Origin of the sequence: Roseateles sp., from assembly GCF_039595295.1 — a bacterium.
Taxonomy (GTDB): domain Bacteria; phylum Pseudomonadota; class Gammaproteobacteria; order Burkholderiales; family Burkholderiaceae_C; genus Roseateles.
The window spans coordinates 59,886-74,929 of sequence record NZ_JBCNLU010000012.1 but is presented as its reverse complement, the minus strand read 5'-3'; the positions used below and the strand labels follow the sequence as shown (position 1 = coordinate 74,929).

Below are 15,044 nucleotides of genomic sequence, written 5' to 3'. Positions count from 1 at the left end.
ACCTGACCCCGCGATCGCGAGGAACGATGCGGGTCGGCGAAGATCGCCGTGAGGGCCGATGGACACGGGGCCGACGCGGCCGGCCGAGCATCGCGGGGGGGCGGAAAAGAGCCCTGCTCACGTCGGGGCCATACCCGGCGCGCTCAGCGCACCGGGCTGTCCCCGACGGGGATGACTTTGGTCATGAAGTGTTGCGGAGAGGTCTCACTCGATCCCCAAATCCAGCCCCCGCTCCTTCGCGAAGAGCTTGAGCGCGGGCATCAGCGCGCCGATCTTCTCGGCCACCGCGTCGCGCACCGTGTCCACCACGACCTGCGTCTGGCGCTCGATCTCGATGTGGACCTGCGCGCCCACGCCCTTCTCGCCGAAGGTCGTCATCCGCAGGGTCTCGGGGATCAGCCAGACCTCGAACCAACCCGAGCCATCGGCCTCGCGGCCGGCCTCGGCCACGGTCAGGCTCGCGCCGTTCACCGCGATGTAGCCCTTGGCGAAGATGTAGCGCATCCAGGGGGCCGGGACGGCGAAGCGGATCACGTGGTTGTTGGCCGGCTGGCGCAGCGAGGCGATGGTCGCCATGAAATCCACATGGCCCGACAGCGGATGGCCGCCGATCTCCGCGCCGTCCTTGGCCGCGCGCTCGACGTTGATACGGCCGCCCTGCCCCAGCCCGCCCAGCGTGGTCAGGTTCAGGCTCTGCTGCATGACGTCGAAGTCGGCCTGGGTGTCGCCCTTGAGCGCGGTGACCGTCAGGCACACGCCGTCGCAGGCGACGCTCGCGCCGATCTCCAGGTCCTTGCAGAAGCCCTCGGGGAAGTCCAGCGTGAAGCTGCGCAGCCCCTCCTTGTCCGTGATCCGCGCGACGCTCGCGATGCCTTGGACGATGCCGGTGAACATGATGCGATCCTCCTGACGATCAGACGTGCGACGCGAACAGCTCGGGCGAGAAGCCCAGCGACAGCCGGCCGTCCGCCCACTCGACCACCGGGCGCTTGATCACGCTCGGTTGCTGGACCATCAGAGCCGCGGCGCTGGCGGCGTCGGTCACGCCGGCCTTGGTCGCGTCGTCCAGCTTGCGCCAGGTCGTGCCGGCGCGGTTCAGCACCTTGTCCCAGCCCAGCGCATTCATCCAGCCCGGCAGCTTGGCCGCGGGCACGCCCTGCTTCTTGTAATCGTGGAACTGGTAGGCGAGACCTTGCTCGTCGAGCCACGTGCGGGCGCGCTTCACGGTGTCGCAGTTCGGGATGCCGTAGACGGTGATCATGGGAGTCGGGACAGAGTCAGGGACAGCGGGGAACGAAGGCGGCACGCTACCATGAAGACGATGATCCCCTGGCTTGACGACGACTCTCTGGACTTCCCGCCGACGCGGCGCGCGCTGGGCCCGCGCAGCGACGCGCCGGGGCTGCTGGCCGCGGGCGGCGATCTGCGGCCCGCACGGCTGCGCGCGGCCTACGCCCACGGCATCTTCCCCTGGTACGGCGAGGGCCAACCCATCCTCTGGTGGACCACCGACCCGCGCATGGTGCTGCGCACCGAGGACTTCAGGCTGTCGCGCTCGCTGCGCAAGACGATCGCGAAGTTCATCCGCACGCCCGGCTGCGAGATCCGCGTCGACACCGCCACCGAGACCGTGCTGCGCGCCTGCGCCAGCACGCCGCGCGACGGCCAGGACGGGACCTGGATCGTCCAAGAGATGCAGCAGGCCTATCTGCAGCTCGCGCGGGAGGGGACCGTCCACAGCGTCGAGACCTGGATGGACGGCGAGCTCGCCGGCGGGCTGTACGGCGTCAACCTGGGCCGGATGTTCTTCGGCGAGTCCATGTTCATGCGCAGGACCGACGCTTCCAAGATCGCGCTGGCCGCGCTGATCTGCCTGTGCCGGGAGTTCGGCATCCCCTGGATCGACTGCCAGCAGCAGACGGCGCACCTGGCCTCCCTGGGCGCGGCGCCCGTCACGCGGACCACGTTCGAGGCCCATCTGGCCGCGCACACGGGCCTGCAGGCGCCCGGGGATTGGACCTATCATCCGCGCCTATGGGCCCACCTGGGCCTCACCGAACACGCCGACCCACCGTGACGCATCCCAAGGAACTCCCGCTGGCCGAGCTGCAGTTCTATGCGACCGCGCCCTACCCCTGCAGCTATCTGAGCGACCGCCAAGCGCGCTCGCAGGTCGCCACGCCCAGCCACCTCATCCACGCCGACGCCTATTCGAGCCTGGTCTCCGCGGGCTTCCGCCGCAGCGGCATGTTCACGTACAGGCCCTATTGCGACGGCTGCAAGGCCTGCGTGCCCATGCGCATCCCGGTGGCGGAGTTCCGCCCCAACCGCAGCCAGCGCCGTGCCTGGACCCAGCACGCCGACTTGCAAGCCCGCGTCATGCGCCTGGGCTACAGCGACGAGCATTACCAGCTCTATCTGCGCTACCAGGCCGGCCGGCATTCCGGCGGAGGCATGGACCACGACAGCGTCGACCAGTACACGCAGTTCCTGCTGCAGAGCCGCGTCAACTCGCGCCTGGTCGAGTTCCGCGACGCGGCCGGCGCGCTGAAGATGGTCTCCATCCTGGACATCCTGGGCGACGGGCTGTCGGCGGTCTATACGTTTTACGAGCCCGAGGCCGACGCCAGCTACGGCACCTTCAACGTGCTGTGGCAGTTGCGCCAGACGGCGGACCTCGGGCTGCCGAATCTCTACCTGGGCTACTGGATCGCGCAGAGCGACAAGATGGCCTACAAGGCCCGCTTCATGCCCCATGAACTGCTCCGGGAGGGGCAGTGGCAGCGCGTCTCGCGCTGAGAGTTGAGAGCTGAGCCGTCAATGCCCTCGATGAGCGGTCGAGCGCTCATCGCCCCCCTTCGCTGATGGCTCTCAAGCCCATCGCCGCCGTGCCCATCGACCCGTGAACCCGGTCACGTCGTGCGAACCGGCTTCGCCGCGCGATCCAAGCGACTTCCCACTCAGGCCGCTTCTTCGACTCGACCTCTGTCCGGGAGCGACCCATGGCCTTCCTCCGCGCCGCCGCCGCGACTGCCGCCGGCTCTTGTCTCCAAATCCGTCTCAGCCTGCACGTCGCCCGTTCGCCCCGCTGGTCCAAGGCCGCGATGCTGGTCGCGCTGGCGGGCAGCCTGGGCGTCCAGATCGCGGCACCCGCGCGCGCCACCTCGATCACGCCGCTGGTGCCGCTGGCGCAGATGCAGCAAGAGCACTGGCAGCTCGATCTCCGGCCCGCGCCCGCCGAGCCCGATCAGGCGCTGCAGCTGCGCAGCCTGCCGCCGCTGATCCATCGCCTGCCCGGCCTGTCGGGCCGTCCCCACAAGCTGGCGTCCATGCCGGACACCAGCCTGCCGCCGCTTGGCCGCGTGCCCGCCGACACCTTCGCCGCCGCGCTGCGGTGTGGCGCGCAGGCGCCTCGCCCGGAGTTCCAACTCGCGCTGAAGACACAGATCGGCGGATCGCAACTGGCCGTCTCCCCCGCCAGCAAAGGCCTGCGGTTTCGCCTGACTCGCTGGTTCTGAGCGCTCCGCGCCCCTCGATGGAACGCCCCGGGCGCGCGCCCGCGGGCAATCACTGGTCCCACATTGGTTTTCTCTACACCGCGTCGTCGTTCGACAGAGAAAACCTCCTCTTGGCCATCACTGACGCCAGTTGACGCCCAGGACGACATCATTACGGCCAGTTACTCGATGTCCGAGGGTTAACCTGAATGATTCATACGCTAGTGGTATCTACATTGCATACCACTATGAGATCACTGGCGGTATCGATCTCCTAGCCGCAGCGGGCGACCGCCGGCCGGCGCCAGTCCCCCGTGACGGCCCCCCCGGACGGAGGACACGACCCGCGGACAGCACGTCGAATGCGAGGAGTGACTTCCATGCCTGCACGCGCCCTTCCCCGGACCGCCCGCGGCGCTCCATGCGCCGATCGCGCCGATCGCACCCCAAGCGCTGCACGCGCCGCAAGTGCTCGCGCCGCCGCTTCCACCGCAGTGTCGTTCGCCCCCGAATGGCCGGCGTGACGCGCTCGCGTCCGGCCACCTTGGCCGGCTGACGCCTGTTCGGCCTCACGCCGATCAGCGCCACCGGCGCCTTTTCTTCCCTTCGAGCCCCCACCCCGTCGCGCTGCGCCGCAGCCGCGATGCGGCCTCGCTCATCCCGACTAGAGCCACAACATTTCAAGGAGACCCCATGAGAGCTCGTCCCGAGACGCATCGCGCCTGGCTGCCCCTGCCTCGCTCGTTCCCCTCGCTGCCATCGCTGCCGACCTTGCTGCCGCTGGTTCTGCCCGTCGCGCTGGCGATGGCGGGCGGCTCGGCGGCCGCGTACGACTGCACCGGCGTCGCTGACTGGAACGCCGCGACGGCCTACGGCGGCGCGTCTGTCGTCAAGCAGAACGGCACGGCCTATCAGGCCAAGTGGTGGACCCAGAACAATGCGCCGGCGACGAACTCCGGTCAGTGGGACGTGTGGAAGGTGCTGGGCGCCTGCGACACCGGCGGCGGTGGCGGCACGAATCAGGCGCCGACGGTCGCCCTGACGGCGCCCTCGGCGAGCGCCAGTCCCACGGCGGGTGACGTGGTCACACTGTCGGCCACCGCGGCGGACAGCGACGGCACGATCGCCAAGGTCGGCTTCTACGTGAATGGGGCGCTGGTCGCCGAGGACAGCACCGCGCCCTTCAGCGTGAACTGGACGGCCGGGGCCGGCGTGGTCGACATCACCGCGCGCGCCACCGACGACAAGGGCGCCGTCACCACCAGCGCCGCCGTGCGCATCACCGTGCAAGGCCAGGTCACCGGCGACGAGCGCTGCCGCCCCGAGGGCCTGATCACCACGGCCGGCACCGCGCCCGCCTACTGCAAGGTCTACGACGAGCAGGGCCGCGAGAAGATGGGCGCCGACAAGCCGCGCCGGATCATCGGTTACTTCACCAGCTGGCGCACCGGCAAAACCGGTCAGCCGGCCTTCCTCGCGCACCAGATCCCGTGGTCGCAGGTCACGCACATCAACTACGCGTTCGCGCATGTGGACGCGGCCAACAAGCTCTCCGTCGGCAACACCGCCGACGCCGCCAATCCCGCCACCGGCCTGACCTGGCCCGGCATCGCGGGCGCGGAGATGGATCCGGCCTATGCCTACAAGGGCCACTTCAATCTGCTGAACAAGCTCAAGAAGCAATACCCCAGCGTGAAGACGCTGATCTCCGTCGGCGGCTGGGCCGAGACGGGCGGCTTCTACACGATGACGACCAACGGCGACGGCTCGGCCAACACCGCCGGCATCAACGCCTTCGCGGACTCGGCCGTGGCCTTCCTGCGCCAGTACGGCTTCGACGGCGTGGACATCGACTACGAGTACCCCACCAGCATGAAGGACGCCGGCAACCCGGTGGACTTCGCCATCAGCAATGCGCGCCGCGCCGCGCTGATGAAGAACTACGTCGTGCTGATGCGCACGCTGCGCGCCAAGCTCGACGCGGCCAGCCAGACCGATCAGCGTCATTACCTGCTCACGATCGCGGCCCCCTCCTCCGGCTATCTGCTGCGCGGGATGGAGGCCTTCCAGGTTACGCAATACCTGGACTACGTGAACATCATGAGCTACGACCTGCACGGCGCCTGGAACCAGTTCGTCGGGCCGAACGCGGCGCTCTTCGACGACGGCAAGGACGCGGAGCTCACGGCCTGGAATTACTACTCGAGCAGCCAGTACGCGCGCATCGGCTACCTCAACACCGATTGGGCCTATCACTACTTCCGCGGCGCGATGCCGGCGGGCCGCATCAACATCGGCGTGCCCTACTACACCCGCGGCTGGCAGGGCGTGAGCGGCGGCACCAGCGGCCTGTGGGGCCAGGCCGCGCTGCCCGACCAGAGCAAGTGCCCGGCCGGCACCGGCGGCGGCACGGTGCAGAAGTGCGGCAACGGCGCGGTCGGCATCGACAACCTGTGGCACGACCTGGACGTGTCCAGCAAGGAGGTGCCCGCCGGCTCCAACCCGCTGTGGCACACGATGAACCTGGCCTCGGGTCGCGCGGGCAGCTACCTGGCCGCCTACGGCCTGAATCCGGCGAGCAATCCCGCCGATCAGCTCACCGGGACCTACGTCCGCAACTACGACGCGACCCTGGTCGCGCCCTGGCTGTGGAACGCGCAGAAGAAGGTGTTCCTCAGCATCGAGGACGAGCAGTCCCTGGGCGTGAAGGCGCAGTACGTCGCGGATCGCGGCATCGGCGGCGTGATGTTCTGGGAGTTCGCCGGCGATTACGCCTTCGACAGCGCTCGCAACGAGTACTTCATCGGCAACACGCTGACCGCGCTGCTCTACAACAAGCTCAAGACCGCGCCGGCCTACGGCAACCGACTGACGTCCGCGACGCTGCCGGCCGAGACGCTGGACATCGGCTTCGCGCTGGCCGGCTTCGCGCTGGGCGACAGCAACTACCCGATCACGCCCAAGCTCACGCTGACCAACAACAGCACGCTGACGCTGCCCGGCGGAACCGAGTTCCAGTTCGACGTCCCCACCGCCATTCCCTCGACCGTGACGGACCAGAGCGGCTTCGGCCTGGCGGTGATCAGCAACGGCTCGAATCCGTCGGGCAACAACGTCGGCGGGCTGAAGAGCGACTTCCATCGCGCCAGCTTCAAGCTGCCGAGCTGGCAAAGCCTGGCCCCCGGCGCCAGCGTCACGCTGACCGTCAACTATTACCTGCCCATGCCCATGCCCAGCAACTGGACCGTGAGCTTCAACGGTCGCAGCTATGCGCTGGCGCAGGAGGCGCGCCGCGGCGGCGTGCCCGCCTCGGCGGCATCGACGGCGGCCAAGGCCTCGACCGCCAAGTCGTCCGCGACGACGACCGTCCGCAAGTGATCCCAGTGAATCCAAGGACCTCCCACCCACCAACCCCGAAACCCAGGAGCTCGACATGACGAACCGATTGGCTCGCCTGCGCTGGATCGCGCTGGCCGCCGCAATGACGGCCGGCAGCGCCCACGCCTACGACTGCAGCGCCGTGCCCGAATGGAGCGCATCGGCGGTCTACACCGCCAACATGCTCGCCAAGCAGAACAACACGGCCTTCCAGGCCAAGTGGTGGACGCAGAACAACTCGCCCGCGACCAACTCGGGCCAGTGGGACGTGTGGAAGTCGCTCGGCGCCTGCGACGGCGGCGGCGGCGCCGACACCACGCCCCCTTCAGTGCCGGCCGGCCTGAGCGCCAGCGGCGCCACCACCAGCAGCATCACGCTGAGCTGGTCCGCATCGACCGACGCGGGCAGCGGCGTCGCCAACTACGAGCTGCTGCGCGGCGGCATGCTGGTGGCCTCGCCCACCGCGACGACCTACACCGACGGCGGCCTGAGCGCGGCCACCTCCTACAGCTACCAGGTCCGTGCGAAGGACAAGGCGGGCAATGTCTCGGCGCTGAGCACCGCGCTGCTGACCAGCACCGCCAGCGGCAGCTGCGCCACGGCCCCGAGCACGCCGGCCGGATTGAGCGCGCCGTCCAAGACCTCGACCAGCGTGAACCTGAGCTGGAACGCCGTCGCCGCCGGTCCGAACTGCACGGTGCAGTACCGCGTGAACCAGGGCGCGACGCAGGTGTCGCAAGGCGCGGCCACCAGCGCCAGCGTCGCCAACCTGACGCCCGACACCAGCTACAGCTTCACGGTGAGCGCCTTCAACCAGGCGGGCAGCTCGCAGCCCTCGGCCCCGATCACGGTGAAGACCGATGCGCAGGGCACGGGCGGCGACAAGGTGGTGCTGGGCTACTTCGCGCAGTGGGGCATCTACGGCCGCAACTATCACGTGAAGAACATCGACACCAGCGGCTCGGCGGCCAACCTCACGCACATCAACTACGCCTTCGGCAACGTGCGCAACAACCGCTGCGAAGTGGGCAAGGTGATCCCGAGCAACGAGACCACCGGGGAAGGCGGCGACGCCTTCGCGGATTACAGCAAGGCCTACGGCGCGGACCTGAGCGTCGACGGCAAGGCCGACACCTGGGATCAGCCGCTGCGCGGCAGCTGGAACCAGCTCAAGAAGCTCAAGGCCAAGTATCCGAAGCTGAAGGTGCTGATCTCGCTGGGCGGCTGGACCTGGTCGCGGGGATTCTCCAGCGCGGCGCGTCCTGAGAACCGCGTGGCCTTCGTGCAGAGCTGCGTGGACGCCTACATCAAGGGCAATTTGCCGGTCTCGGACGGCGCGGGCGGCGCGGGCGCGGCGCTGGGCGTGTTCGACGGCATCGACTTGGACTGGGAGTATCCCAACGCCTGTGGCCTGGCGTGCGGTCAGCCGGAGGACCGGGAGAACTTCACCGCGCTGCTGGCGGAGTTCCGCAAGCAGCTGGACGCGGTGCGCCCCGGGCTGCTGCTGTCGATCGCGTCGGGCGCGGGGGTCGACAAGATCCGCCAGTACGACCCGGACAAGGTGCATCCGTACCTGGACTTCATCAACGTCATGACCTACGACTTCCACGGCGGTTGGGACACGATCACCGGCTTCCACTCGGCGCTGTACGCGCCGGCCAATGATCCGTCCACCGGCGACGTGAAGAAGTACAACACCAACGACGCGATGCAGGCCTTCCTGGACAAGGGGGTGCCGGCGAAGAAGCTCAACGTGGGCATCGGCTTCTACGGCCGGGGTTGGACCAACGTGCCCAACGTCAACAACGGGCTGTACCAGAGCGGCACGCCGGCGCCGGGGACCTACGAGGCGGGCAATGAGGACTACAAGGTCCTGAAGAACCTGCAGGGCTACACCAGCCGCGTCGACGACGTGAGCAAGGCGCAGTGGATCTTCAACGGCTCGACCTTCTGGAGCTTCGACACGCCGGCGACCATCGCCATCAAGATGGCCTACGTGAAGTCCAAGGGCTTCGGCGGCGCCTTCTTCTGGGAGTTCTCCGGCGATGATCCGCAAGGCTCGCTGGCCAAGGCGGTCGGTACCGGGCTGAAGTGATCGCGCCATCACCCGACGAGGGCGGCTGATCCGCCCTTGCCTGCAGGCCTCGCGTTCGGGATCTCCGGCGCGAGGCCTTCTTCATTCCGGCGCGATCAGCGGCCAGCGCCCGAGCGCCACATGCGTCGACCGGCCCTGCAGGCTGTCGATCAGGTGGAAGTCGCTCGCGTCCCAGCCGGGAACGAAGAAGGGTTGGGGCTCGATGGGCGTGTTGTCGTAGAAGAGCGTGAGGTGCGGGGTGAAGTGCGGATCGATGCGCAGACCTGCGGCGTGCAGACGCTGACCGAGCGCGGCCCGCATGGCACGGACGGCATCGAGGCAGGCGCCGCCGCTGAGCACCAGTGGCAGGTTGCGCGGTTTGCGGCGGAAGCTGAGCAGCTCGTCGAAGTCAACCCGGGTCGGCTCGTGACGCAGCGCCTTGGCGGCGGACTCCGCGAGCGTCCGCACCTCGGCCATCGCGCCGGCCTGCTCGGCCACGGCGTCGTCGTACCAGCCGAGGTGATGCAGCGTCACGTGCAGACGCTCGGTTCGCGGCGGACGTACGCGCAACCCGAAGTTCAGCGCGATCTGATCGGAGACCTCGCTCAAACGCTGCGCCGTCGCGAGATCGGGTCGCAGGCAGAAGAAGAGCGCGTGGACGGTCACGAGGGGGTTCCGGATCAGGCGATCGAATGATCCGGAGGATAACGGCCGCGCTGCGGACAGGGCGACTCATCCAAGGAATCGCCGCTGTCAAAACATGGCACCTCGCGCGTGATCTGCACTCGTGTGGGCCGTGGTCATGGGGGAACGTGAGACCAAGAATGACAGCCTCTCAACCCAAGGAGGCCGCCATGCCTGCACCAACTGCCGAGCTCTCGCCGCGCCATCGCATTGAACTCCCCAAGGAGCTACGCAGCTCCTTGAACTGGAAACCCGGTCAGAAGCTGATGCTGGTCCAGCACAAGAACGGGGTCTTCGTCAGCCCGCTGATCTCCCCCGACGAAGTCTTCGGGATCGGCAAAGGCGCCAACACGGAGAGCTATCGTGATCGATCGGATCGGTACTAGCAGTCCGCCCGACGACGCTTCGGCGGCACAGTTCGTGGTCGACACGTCTGCATGGATCGAGTGGATCGCGGACTCTGACCTTGGCCGACTTTTCTCCCCGCGCCTGGCACGGCCCGAGCAATGTATCGTCCCGAAGATTGTTCAGCTCGAGCTGTCAAAGTGGGCTCGGCGCGAGTTGAGCGAAGAGCAGCACGACCGCATTCTTCAGCTGATGCAGCGCTGTCAAATTGAGCTCCTCGATAGCGAAACCGCTCTGCTGGCCGCCTCAGCCAACGCGGCGTACAAGCTGGCCACCGCTGACGCCGTCATCTATGCGACTGCCCTGCGCCTCGGTGTCCAGGTGCTCACTTGCGATGCTCATTTCAAGGAACTGCCAGCGGTGGTCTTCCATCCGAAATGTCCAGCACCCCGGCGGAGTCTGCCGGCAGCTTGTGAGCCACACGGGCATTGGGATGGCTGGCCCAAGTCAAGGCCCGCCGCCTTGTCCATGTCGAGCTCCGTGATCTGATCTCCAAACGCAAACAAGGGGCCCATGGGCCCCTTGTTCATTTCATCGCGACAGCGATGCTCATTCCCACTCGATCGTCGCGGGCGGCTTGCTCGACACGTCGTAGGTGACGCGGTTGATGCCGCGCACCTCGTTGATGATGCGGCCCGAGCAGCGCTTGAGCAGGCTGTAGGGCAGCTCCGCCCAGTCGGCCGTCATGAAGTCGCTGGTCTGCACCGCCCGCAGCGCCACCACGTAGTCGTAGGTCCGGCCGTCGCCCATCACGCCCACGCTCTTCACCGGCAGGAACACGGTGAAGGCCTGGCTGGTCAGCTCGTACCAGGTCTTGCCCGTCGCCTCGTCGCGGGTGTTGCGCAGTTCCTCGATGAAGATCGCATCGGCGCGGCGCAGCAGGTCCGCGTACTCCTTCTTGACCTCGCCCAGGATGCGAACGCCCAGGCCCGGTCCCGGGAACGGATGGCGGTAGACCATCTCCGGCGGCAGCCCCAGCGCCACGCCCAGCTCGCGGACCTCGTCCTTGAACAGCTCGCGCAGCGGCTCCAGCAGCTTCAGACCCAGCTGCTCCGGCAGCCCGCCCACGTTGTGGTGGCTCTTGATCGTCGTGGCCTTCTTGGTCTTGGTGCCACCGCTCTCCACCACGTCCGGGTAGATCGTGCCCTGCGCCAGGAAGGTCGCACCCTTGTGCCCTTGGCCGCTGCTCTTGAGCTTCTCGGCTTCCGCCTTGAACACGTCGACGAACAGGCCGCCGATGATCTTGCGCTTGCGCTCCGGATCGGTCACACCGGCCAGCTGGCCCAGGAAGAGATCGCTCGCGTCGACGCGGATCACCTTCGCGTGCAGCTTGCCCTCGAACATGTCCATCACCATGTCGCCCTCGTTCAGGCGCAGCAGGCCGTGATCGACGAAGACGCAGGTCAGCTGGTCACCAATCGCGCGATGGATCAGCGCCGCGGCCACCGACGAATCGACGCCGCCGGACAGGCCCAGGATGACTTCCTCATCGCCGACTTGCTCGCGGATCTTGGCAACGGCCTCGTCGATGTAGTTGCCCATGATCCAGTCGCCCTGGCAGCCGCCGATCTCGCGCACGAAGCGCGTGATGATGGCCGCGCCCTGCAGCGTGTGCGTCACCTCGGGGTGGAACTGGAAGGCGTAGTAGCCCTTGCCCTCGTTCGCCATGCCGGCGATCGGGCAGCTCGGCGTCGAGGCCATCAGCGTGAAGCCCGGCGGCAGCGCGGTGACCTTGTCGCCGTGGCTCATCCAGACCTTGAGCATGCCGTGGCCTTCGGGCGTGCCGAAGTCCTGGATGCCGTCCAGCAGCTTGGTATGGCCGTGCGCGCGGACCTCGGCGTAGCCGAACTCGCGGTGGTCGCTCCACTCGACCTTGCCGCCCAGCTGCACTGCCATGGTCTGCATGCCGTAGCAGATGCCCAGCACCGGCACGCCCAGGTCCCACACCGCCTGGGGAGCGCGCAGCTCATGGTCCTCGTAGGTCGATGCGTGGCTGCCGGACAGGATGATCGCCTTGGGCGCGAACGAACGGATGAAGTCGTCGCTGACGTCGTTGGGATGGATCTCGCAATAGACGTGGGCCTCGCGCACGCGCCGCGCGATCAGCTGCGTCACCTGGGAACCGAAATCGAGGATGAGGACTTTGTCGTGCATGGTCTTGTCTTGCGGATGCTTGGAGATCGGGAATCAGGTCGGCGGGAATCAGGTCGCCGGAAGTCAGGTCGCGGCTTCGGCCTCGGCTTTGGCCTGGGCTGTTGCACTGGGCTGGGCCGGCGCGTGGAAATGACGCCACGCGAAGAACAGCGACACCAGCTGCAGCAGGGCGCAGAGGTAGAACGGGGCGCCCAGGCGCCAGTCGGTTTTCGGGAGCTCGGCCACCAGCGCCATCAGGCCCAGGCCGCAGATCGGGGAGATCACCGCCATCAGGCTGTTGATCGCGGCCACCGCACCCATGGTCTCGCCCTGCGTGCGCGCGTCGGCGGAGTTGGAAATCAGGCCCTGCATCGCAGGCGTGGAGGCGATGCCGGCGATGTTCAGGAAGATCGCGCCCACCATCATCCAGGCCTCGGTCGACAGGCCCCAGACCAAGTTGGTCAGCACCGACGTGGCCAGGCCGATCAGCACCAGCTTGCGCGCGCCCAGCCAGCGCATCAGCGGCTGCAGCAGCACGCCCTGCACGATCACCGACATCAGGCCGACGACGAACAGCGACAGGCCGTTCTCGCGCGGGCCCCAGCCGAATTTGTGCTGGTTGTAGAGGACCCAGCTGGTCTGGATGACGAGCTGCGCCAGGCCCGAACAGGCGATCACGTAGATCAGCGGCCCCACGCCTTGCAGCTTGCGCAGGCGGCCCAGCGCCGCGACCGGGTTGGCCTTGCGCCAGTCGAAGGGGCGACGATGCTCGGGCGCCAGCGACTCGGGCAGCACGAAGAAGCCGTAGAGCCAGTTCAGCAGGGCCAGCGTGCCGGCGACGTAGAACGGCAGGTGCAGGTCGATGCTGCCCAGCAGCCCGCCCATCACCGGGCCCAGGATGAAGCCCATGCCGAAGGCCGCGCCCAGCATGCCGAAGCGCTTGGCGCGGTCGGCGGGCGGGGTGATGTCGGCGACATAGGCGTTGGCGACGGCGGCATTGGCCTGCATCGCGCCGGAGAACAGCCGGACCACGACCAGCATCCAGAGCGCGTCCGCCATCGCGGTGACGAAGAAGCTCAGCGCCAGGCCACTGAAGCCGATCAGCATCACCTTGCGGCGGCCAAAGCGGTCCGACAGGCCGCCCAGGATCGGGCTGCCGAAGAAGTTGGCGATGCCGAAGGCGAACGCCACGGCGAGTTGCGCCAGCGTGTGCTGGGTCTCGCTCTGCGTGAAGGTGCCTACCAGCGGGGGGAGCACCGGAATGATCAGACCGATCGACACCATGTCGATCAGCACCGCGATCAGGATGAACGACATGGCGGCCTTGCGGCCGCCATGTGCGTTCGGGATGGCGACGGCCTCAGGGCCGCCGCCGGTCTTCGCCGAGTCGGACAAGAGACTCACTCCAGACGGTAGTTGGGCGCTTCCTTCGTGATCTGCACGTCGTGGACGTGGCTCTCGCGAATGCCGGCCGAGGTGATCTCGACGAACTCGGCCTTGTCATGCATGTCGCTGATGCTGCCGCAACCGCAGTAGCCCATCGCCGCCCGCACGCCGCCCGCCATCTGGTGGACGATCGCGACCATCGAGCCCTTGTAGGGGACGCGACCTTCGATGCCCTCGGGGACCAGCTTGTCCGCGTTGGGGTTGGTGGTCTCGTCGTTCTCCTGGAAGTAGCGGTCGGCCGAGCCGGCCTTCATCGCGCCGATCGAGCCCATGCCGCGGTAGCTCTTGTAGCTGCGGCCCTGGTACAGGATCACTTCGCCCGGCGCTTCCTCGGTGCCGGCGAACATGCCGCCCATCATCACCGTGCTCGCGCCGGCCGCGATGGCCTTGGCGATGTCGCCCGAGTAGCGGATGCCGCCGTCCGCGATCAGCGGAACGCCGGTGCCCTTGAGCGCCGTGGCGACGAAGTCGATCGCGGCGATCTGCGGGACGCCGACGCCGGCGACGATGCGGGTGGTGCAGATCGAGCCCGGGCCGATGCCGACCTTGACCGCGTCCGCGCCGGCTTCCACCAGCGCCAGCGCCGCGGCGCCGGTGGCGATGTTGCCGCCGATGACCTGGACCTGCGGATAGTTCTTCTTGACCCAGCGCACGCGCTCGATCACGCCGGAGCTGTGGCCGTGGGCGGTGTCGACGACGATCGCGTCCACGCCGGCCTTGACCAGCAGGTCCACGCGCTCTTCCGTGCCATCGCCCACGCCGACCGCGGCGCCGACGCGCAGCTTGCCGTGGTCGTCACGGGCCGCGTTGGGGAAGTTGGTCTGCTTGGTGATGTCCTTGACGGTCATCAGGCCGCGCAGCTCGAACGCGTCGTTGACCACCAGCACGCGCTCGAGCTTGTGCTTGTGCATCAGCGCCTTGCCTTCGCTCAGCGAGGCGCCCTCGGAGACCGTGATCAGCCGCTCGGCCGGGGTCATGATCTCGGACACCGGGGCGTCCATGCGGGTCTCGAAGCGCAGGTCACGGCCGGTGACGATGCCGATGACCTTCTTGCCGTCCAGCACCGGAAAGCCCGAGATGCCGTGCTGCTCGCTGAGCTGCTTGACCTGTCGCACCGTGGTCGAGGCGGTGATGGTGATCGGGTCACGCAACACGCCGGACTCGTAACGCTTCACGCGGGCGACTTCAAAAGCCTGCTGCTGGGGGGTGAGGTTCTTGTGGACGATGCCGATGCCGCCCTCCTGCGCGATCGCGATCGCCAGACGGGCTTCGGTCACGGTGTCCATGGCGGCGGACACGAGGGGGAGGTTCAGTCGAATGCCACGCGTGAACTGCGTGGACAGGCTGGTGTCGCGCGGCAACACCTGGGAGAACGCCGGCACCAGCAACACGTCGTCGAAGGTGAGCGCTTTTCCGAGTAGGCGCAT

General features: G+C 67.8%; 13 protein-coding genes. 7 read left to right on the top strand and 6 right to left on the bottom strand.

Features of this window, described 5'->3' with window-relative positions; all coding sequences use genetic code 11:
* Nucleotides 1–204: 204 nt before the first annotated feature.
* On the bottom strand, nucleotides 205–894 hold the full coding sequence (locus ABDW59_RS11475; protein ID WP_343629921.1) for a riboflavin synthase subunit alpha: 690 nt from the start codon (nucleotides 892–894) through the stop codon (nucleotides 205–207).
* A 19-nt stretch (nucleotides 895–913) separates the two neighbouring features.
* Nucleotides 914–1,261: an ArsC family reductase gene (locus tag ABDW59_RS11470; protein ID WP_343629919.1), complete on the bottom strand. Its 348-nt coding sequence runs from the start codon at nucleotides 1,259–1,261 to the stop codon at nucleotides 914–916.
* A 51-nt stretch (nucleotides 1,262–1,312) separates the two neighbouring features.
* Between ABDW59_RS11470 and aat the strand changes: the two genes are divergently transcribed.
* The 5 genes from aat (at nucleotide 1,313) to ABDW59_RS11445 (ending at nucleotide 8,970) form a co-directional block, all read left to right on the top strand.
* On the top strand, nucleotides 1,313–2,077 hold the full coding sequence (gene aat / locus ABDW59_RS11465) for a leucyl/phenylalanyl-tRNA--protein transferase (protein ID WP_343629917.1): 765 nt from the start codon (nucleotides 1,313–1,315) through the stop codon (nucleotides 2,075–2,077).
* The gene (locus ABDW59_RS11460) at nucleotides 2,074–2,799 is read left to right on the top strand and encodes an arginyltransferase (RefSeq protein ID WP_343629915.1); all 726 of its coding nucleotides are present in this window, start codon (nucleotides 2,074–2,076) and stop codon (nucleotides 2,797–2,799) included. The genes aat and ABDW59_RS11460 overlap by 4 nt, the downstream gene beginning before the upstream one ends.
* Before the next feature lie 203 nt (nucleotides 2,800–3,002).
* Nucleotides 3,003–3,518: a hypothetical protein gene (locus tag ABDW59_RS11455; protein ID WP_343629914.1), complete on the top strand. Its 516-nt coding sequence runs from the start codon at nucleotides 3,003–3,005 to the stop codon at nucleotides 3,516–3,518.
* A 672-nt stretch (nucleotides 3,519–4,190) separates the two neighbouring features.
* The gene (locus tag ABDW59_RS11450; RefSeq protein WP_343629912.1) at nucleotides 4,191–6,875 is read left to right on the top strand and encodes a glycosyl hydrolase family 18 protein; all 2,685 of its coding nucleotides are present in this window, start codon (nucleotides 4,191–4,193) and stop codon (nucleotides 6,873–6,875) included.
* Nucleotides 6,876–6,930: 55 nt separating this feature from the next.
* Nucleotides 6,931–8,970 (top strand): glycosyl hydrolase family 18 protein, encoded by a 2,040-nt coding sequence (locus tag ABDW59_RS11445; RefSeq protein WP_343629911.1) that lies wholly within the window; start codon nucleotides 6,931–6,933, stop codon nucleotides 8,968–8,970.
* Between the two features lie 81 nt (nucleotides 8,971–9,051).
* Here the strand turns inward: ABDW59_RS11445 and ABDW59_RS11440 are convergent, their stop codons facing one another.
* Entirely contained in the window at nucleotides 9,052–9,615 is a 564-nt protein-coding gene (locus ABDW59_RS11440) for a 2'-5' RNA ligase family protein (RefSeq protein WP_343629910.1), read from the bottom strand.
* Nucleotides 9,616–9,803: 188 nt separating this feature from the next.
* Between ABDW59_RS11440 and ABDW59_RS11435 the strand changes: the two genes are divergently transcribed.
* Both ABDW59_RS11435 and ABDW59_RS11430 read left to right on the top strand, forming a co-directional pair.
* The gene (locus tag ABDW59_RS11435) at nucleotides 9,804–10,019 is read left to right on the top strand and encodes an AbrB/MazE/SpoVT family DNA-binding domain-containing protein (protein ID WP_343629909.1); all 216 of its coding nucleotides are present in this window, start codon (nucleotides 9,804–9,806) and stop codon (nucleotides 10,017–10,019) included.
* Nucleotides 9,997–10,527, top strand: coding sequence for a type II toxin-antitoxin system VapC family toxin (locus tag ABDW59_RS11430; RefSeq protein WP_343629908.1), 531 nt, complete (start codon nucleotides 9,997–9,999; stop codon nucleotides 10,525–10,527). Before ABDW59_RS11435 ends, ABDW59_RS11430 begins: the two co-directional genes overlap by 23 nt.
* A 60-nt stretch (nucleotides 10,528–10,587) precedes the next feature.
* On the opposite strand, the gene guaA is transcribed toward ABDW59_RS11430, so the two are convergent.
* From guaA to guaB, 3 genes are all read right to left on the bottom strand, one after another.
* Nucleotides 10,588–12,192, bottom strand: a complete 1,605-nt coding sequence (gene guaA, locus ABDW59_RS11425) for a glutamine-hydrolyzing GMP synthase (protein ID WP_343629907.1) — start codon at nucleotides 12,190–12,192, stop codon at nucleotides 10,588–10,590.
* Between the two features lie 63 nt (nucleotides 12,193–12,255).
* Complete coding sequence (locus ABDW59_RS11420; RefSeq protein ID WP_343629906.1) at nucleotides 12,256–13,566, bottom strand: MFS transporter; 1,311 nt, start codon at nucleotides 13,564–13,566, stop codon at nucleotides 12,256–12,258.
* Between the two features lie 5 nt (nucleotides 13,567–13,571).
* On the bottom strand, nucleotides 13,572–15,044 hold the full coding sequence (guaB, locus tag ABDW59_RS11415) for an IMP dehydrogenase (protein WP_343629905.1): 1,473 nt from the start codon (nucleotides 15,042–15,044) through the stop codon (nucleotides 13,572–13,574).

Excerpts from the sequence above, each read along its gene's own strand:
- ABDW59_RS11455 (WP_343629914.1), top strand. The coding sequence starts at position 3,003 with ATGGCCTTCCTCCGCGCCGCCGCCGCGACTGCCGCCGGCTCTTGTCTC.
- guaB (WP_343629905.1), bottom strand. The coding sequence starts at position 15,044 with ATGCGCCTACTCGGAAAAGCGCTCACCTTCGACGACGTGTTGCTGGTG.
- ABDW59_RS11445 (WP_343629911.1), top strand. The coding sequence starts at position 6,931 with ATGACGAACCGATTGGCTCGCCTGCGCTGGATCGCGCTGGCCGCCGCA.
- ABDW59_RS11450 (WP_343629912.1), top strand. The coding sequence starts at position 4,191 with ATGAGAGCTCGTCCCGAGACGCATCGCGCCTGGCTGCCCCTGCCTCGC.
- ABDW59_RS11475 (WP_343629921.1), bottom strand. The coding sequence starts at position 894 with ATGTTCACCGGCATCGTCCAAGGCATCGCGAGCGTCGCGCGGATCACG.
- guaA (WP_343629907.1), bottom strand. The coding sequence starts at position 12,192 with ATGCACGACAAAGTCCTCATCCTCGATTTCGGTTCCCAGGTGACGCAG.
- ABDW59_RS11435 (WP_343629909.1), top strand. The coding sequence starts at position 9,804 with ATGCCTGCACCAACTGCCGAGCTCTCGCCGCGCCATCGCATTGAACTC.
- aat (WP_343629917.1), top strand. The coding sequence starts at position 1,313 with ATGAAGACGATGATCCCCTGGCTTGACGACGACTCTCTGGACTTCCCG.
- ABDW59_RS11470 (WP_343629919.1), bottom strand. The coding sequence starts at position 1,261 with ATGATCACCGTCTACGGCATCCCGAACTGCGACACCGTGAAGCGCGCC.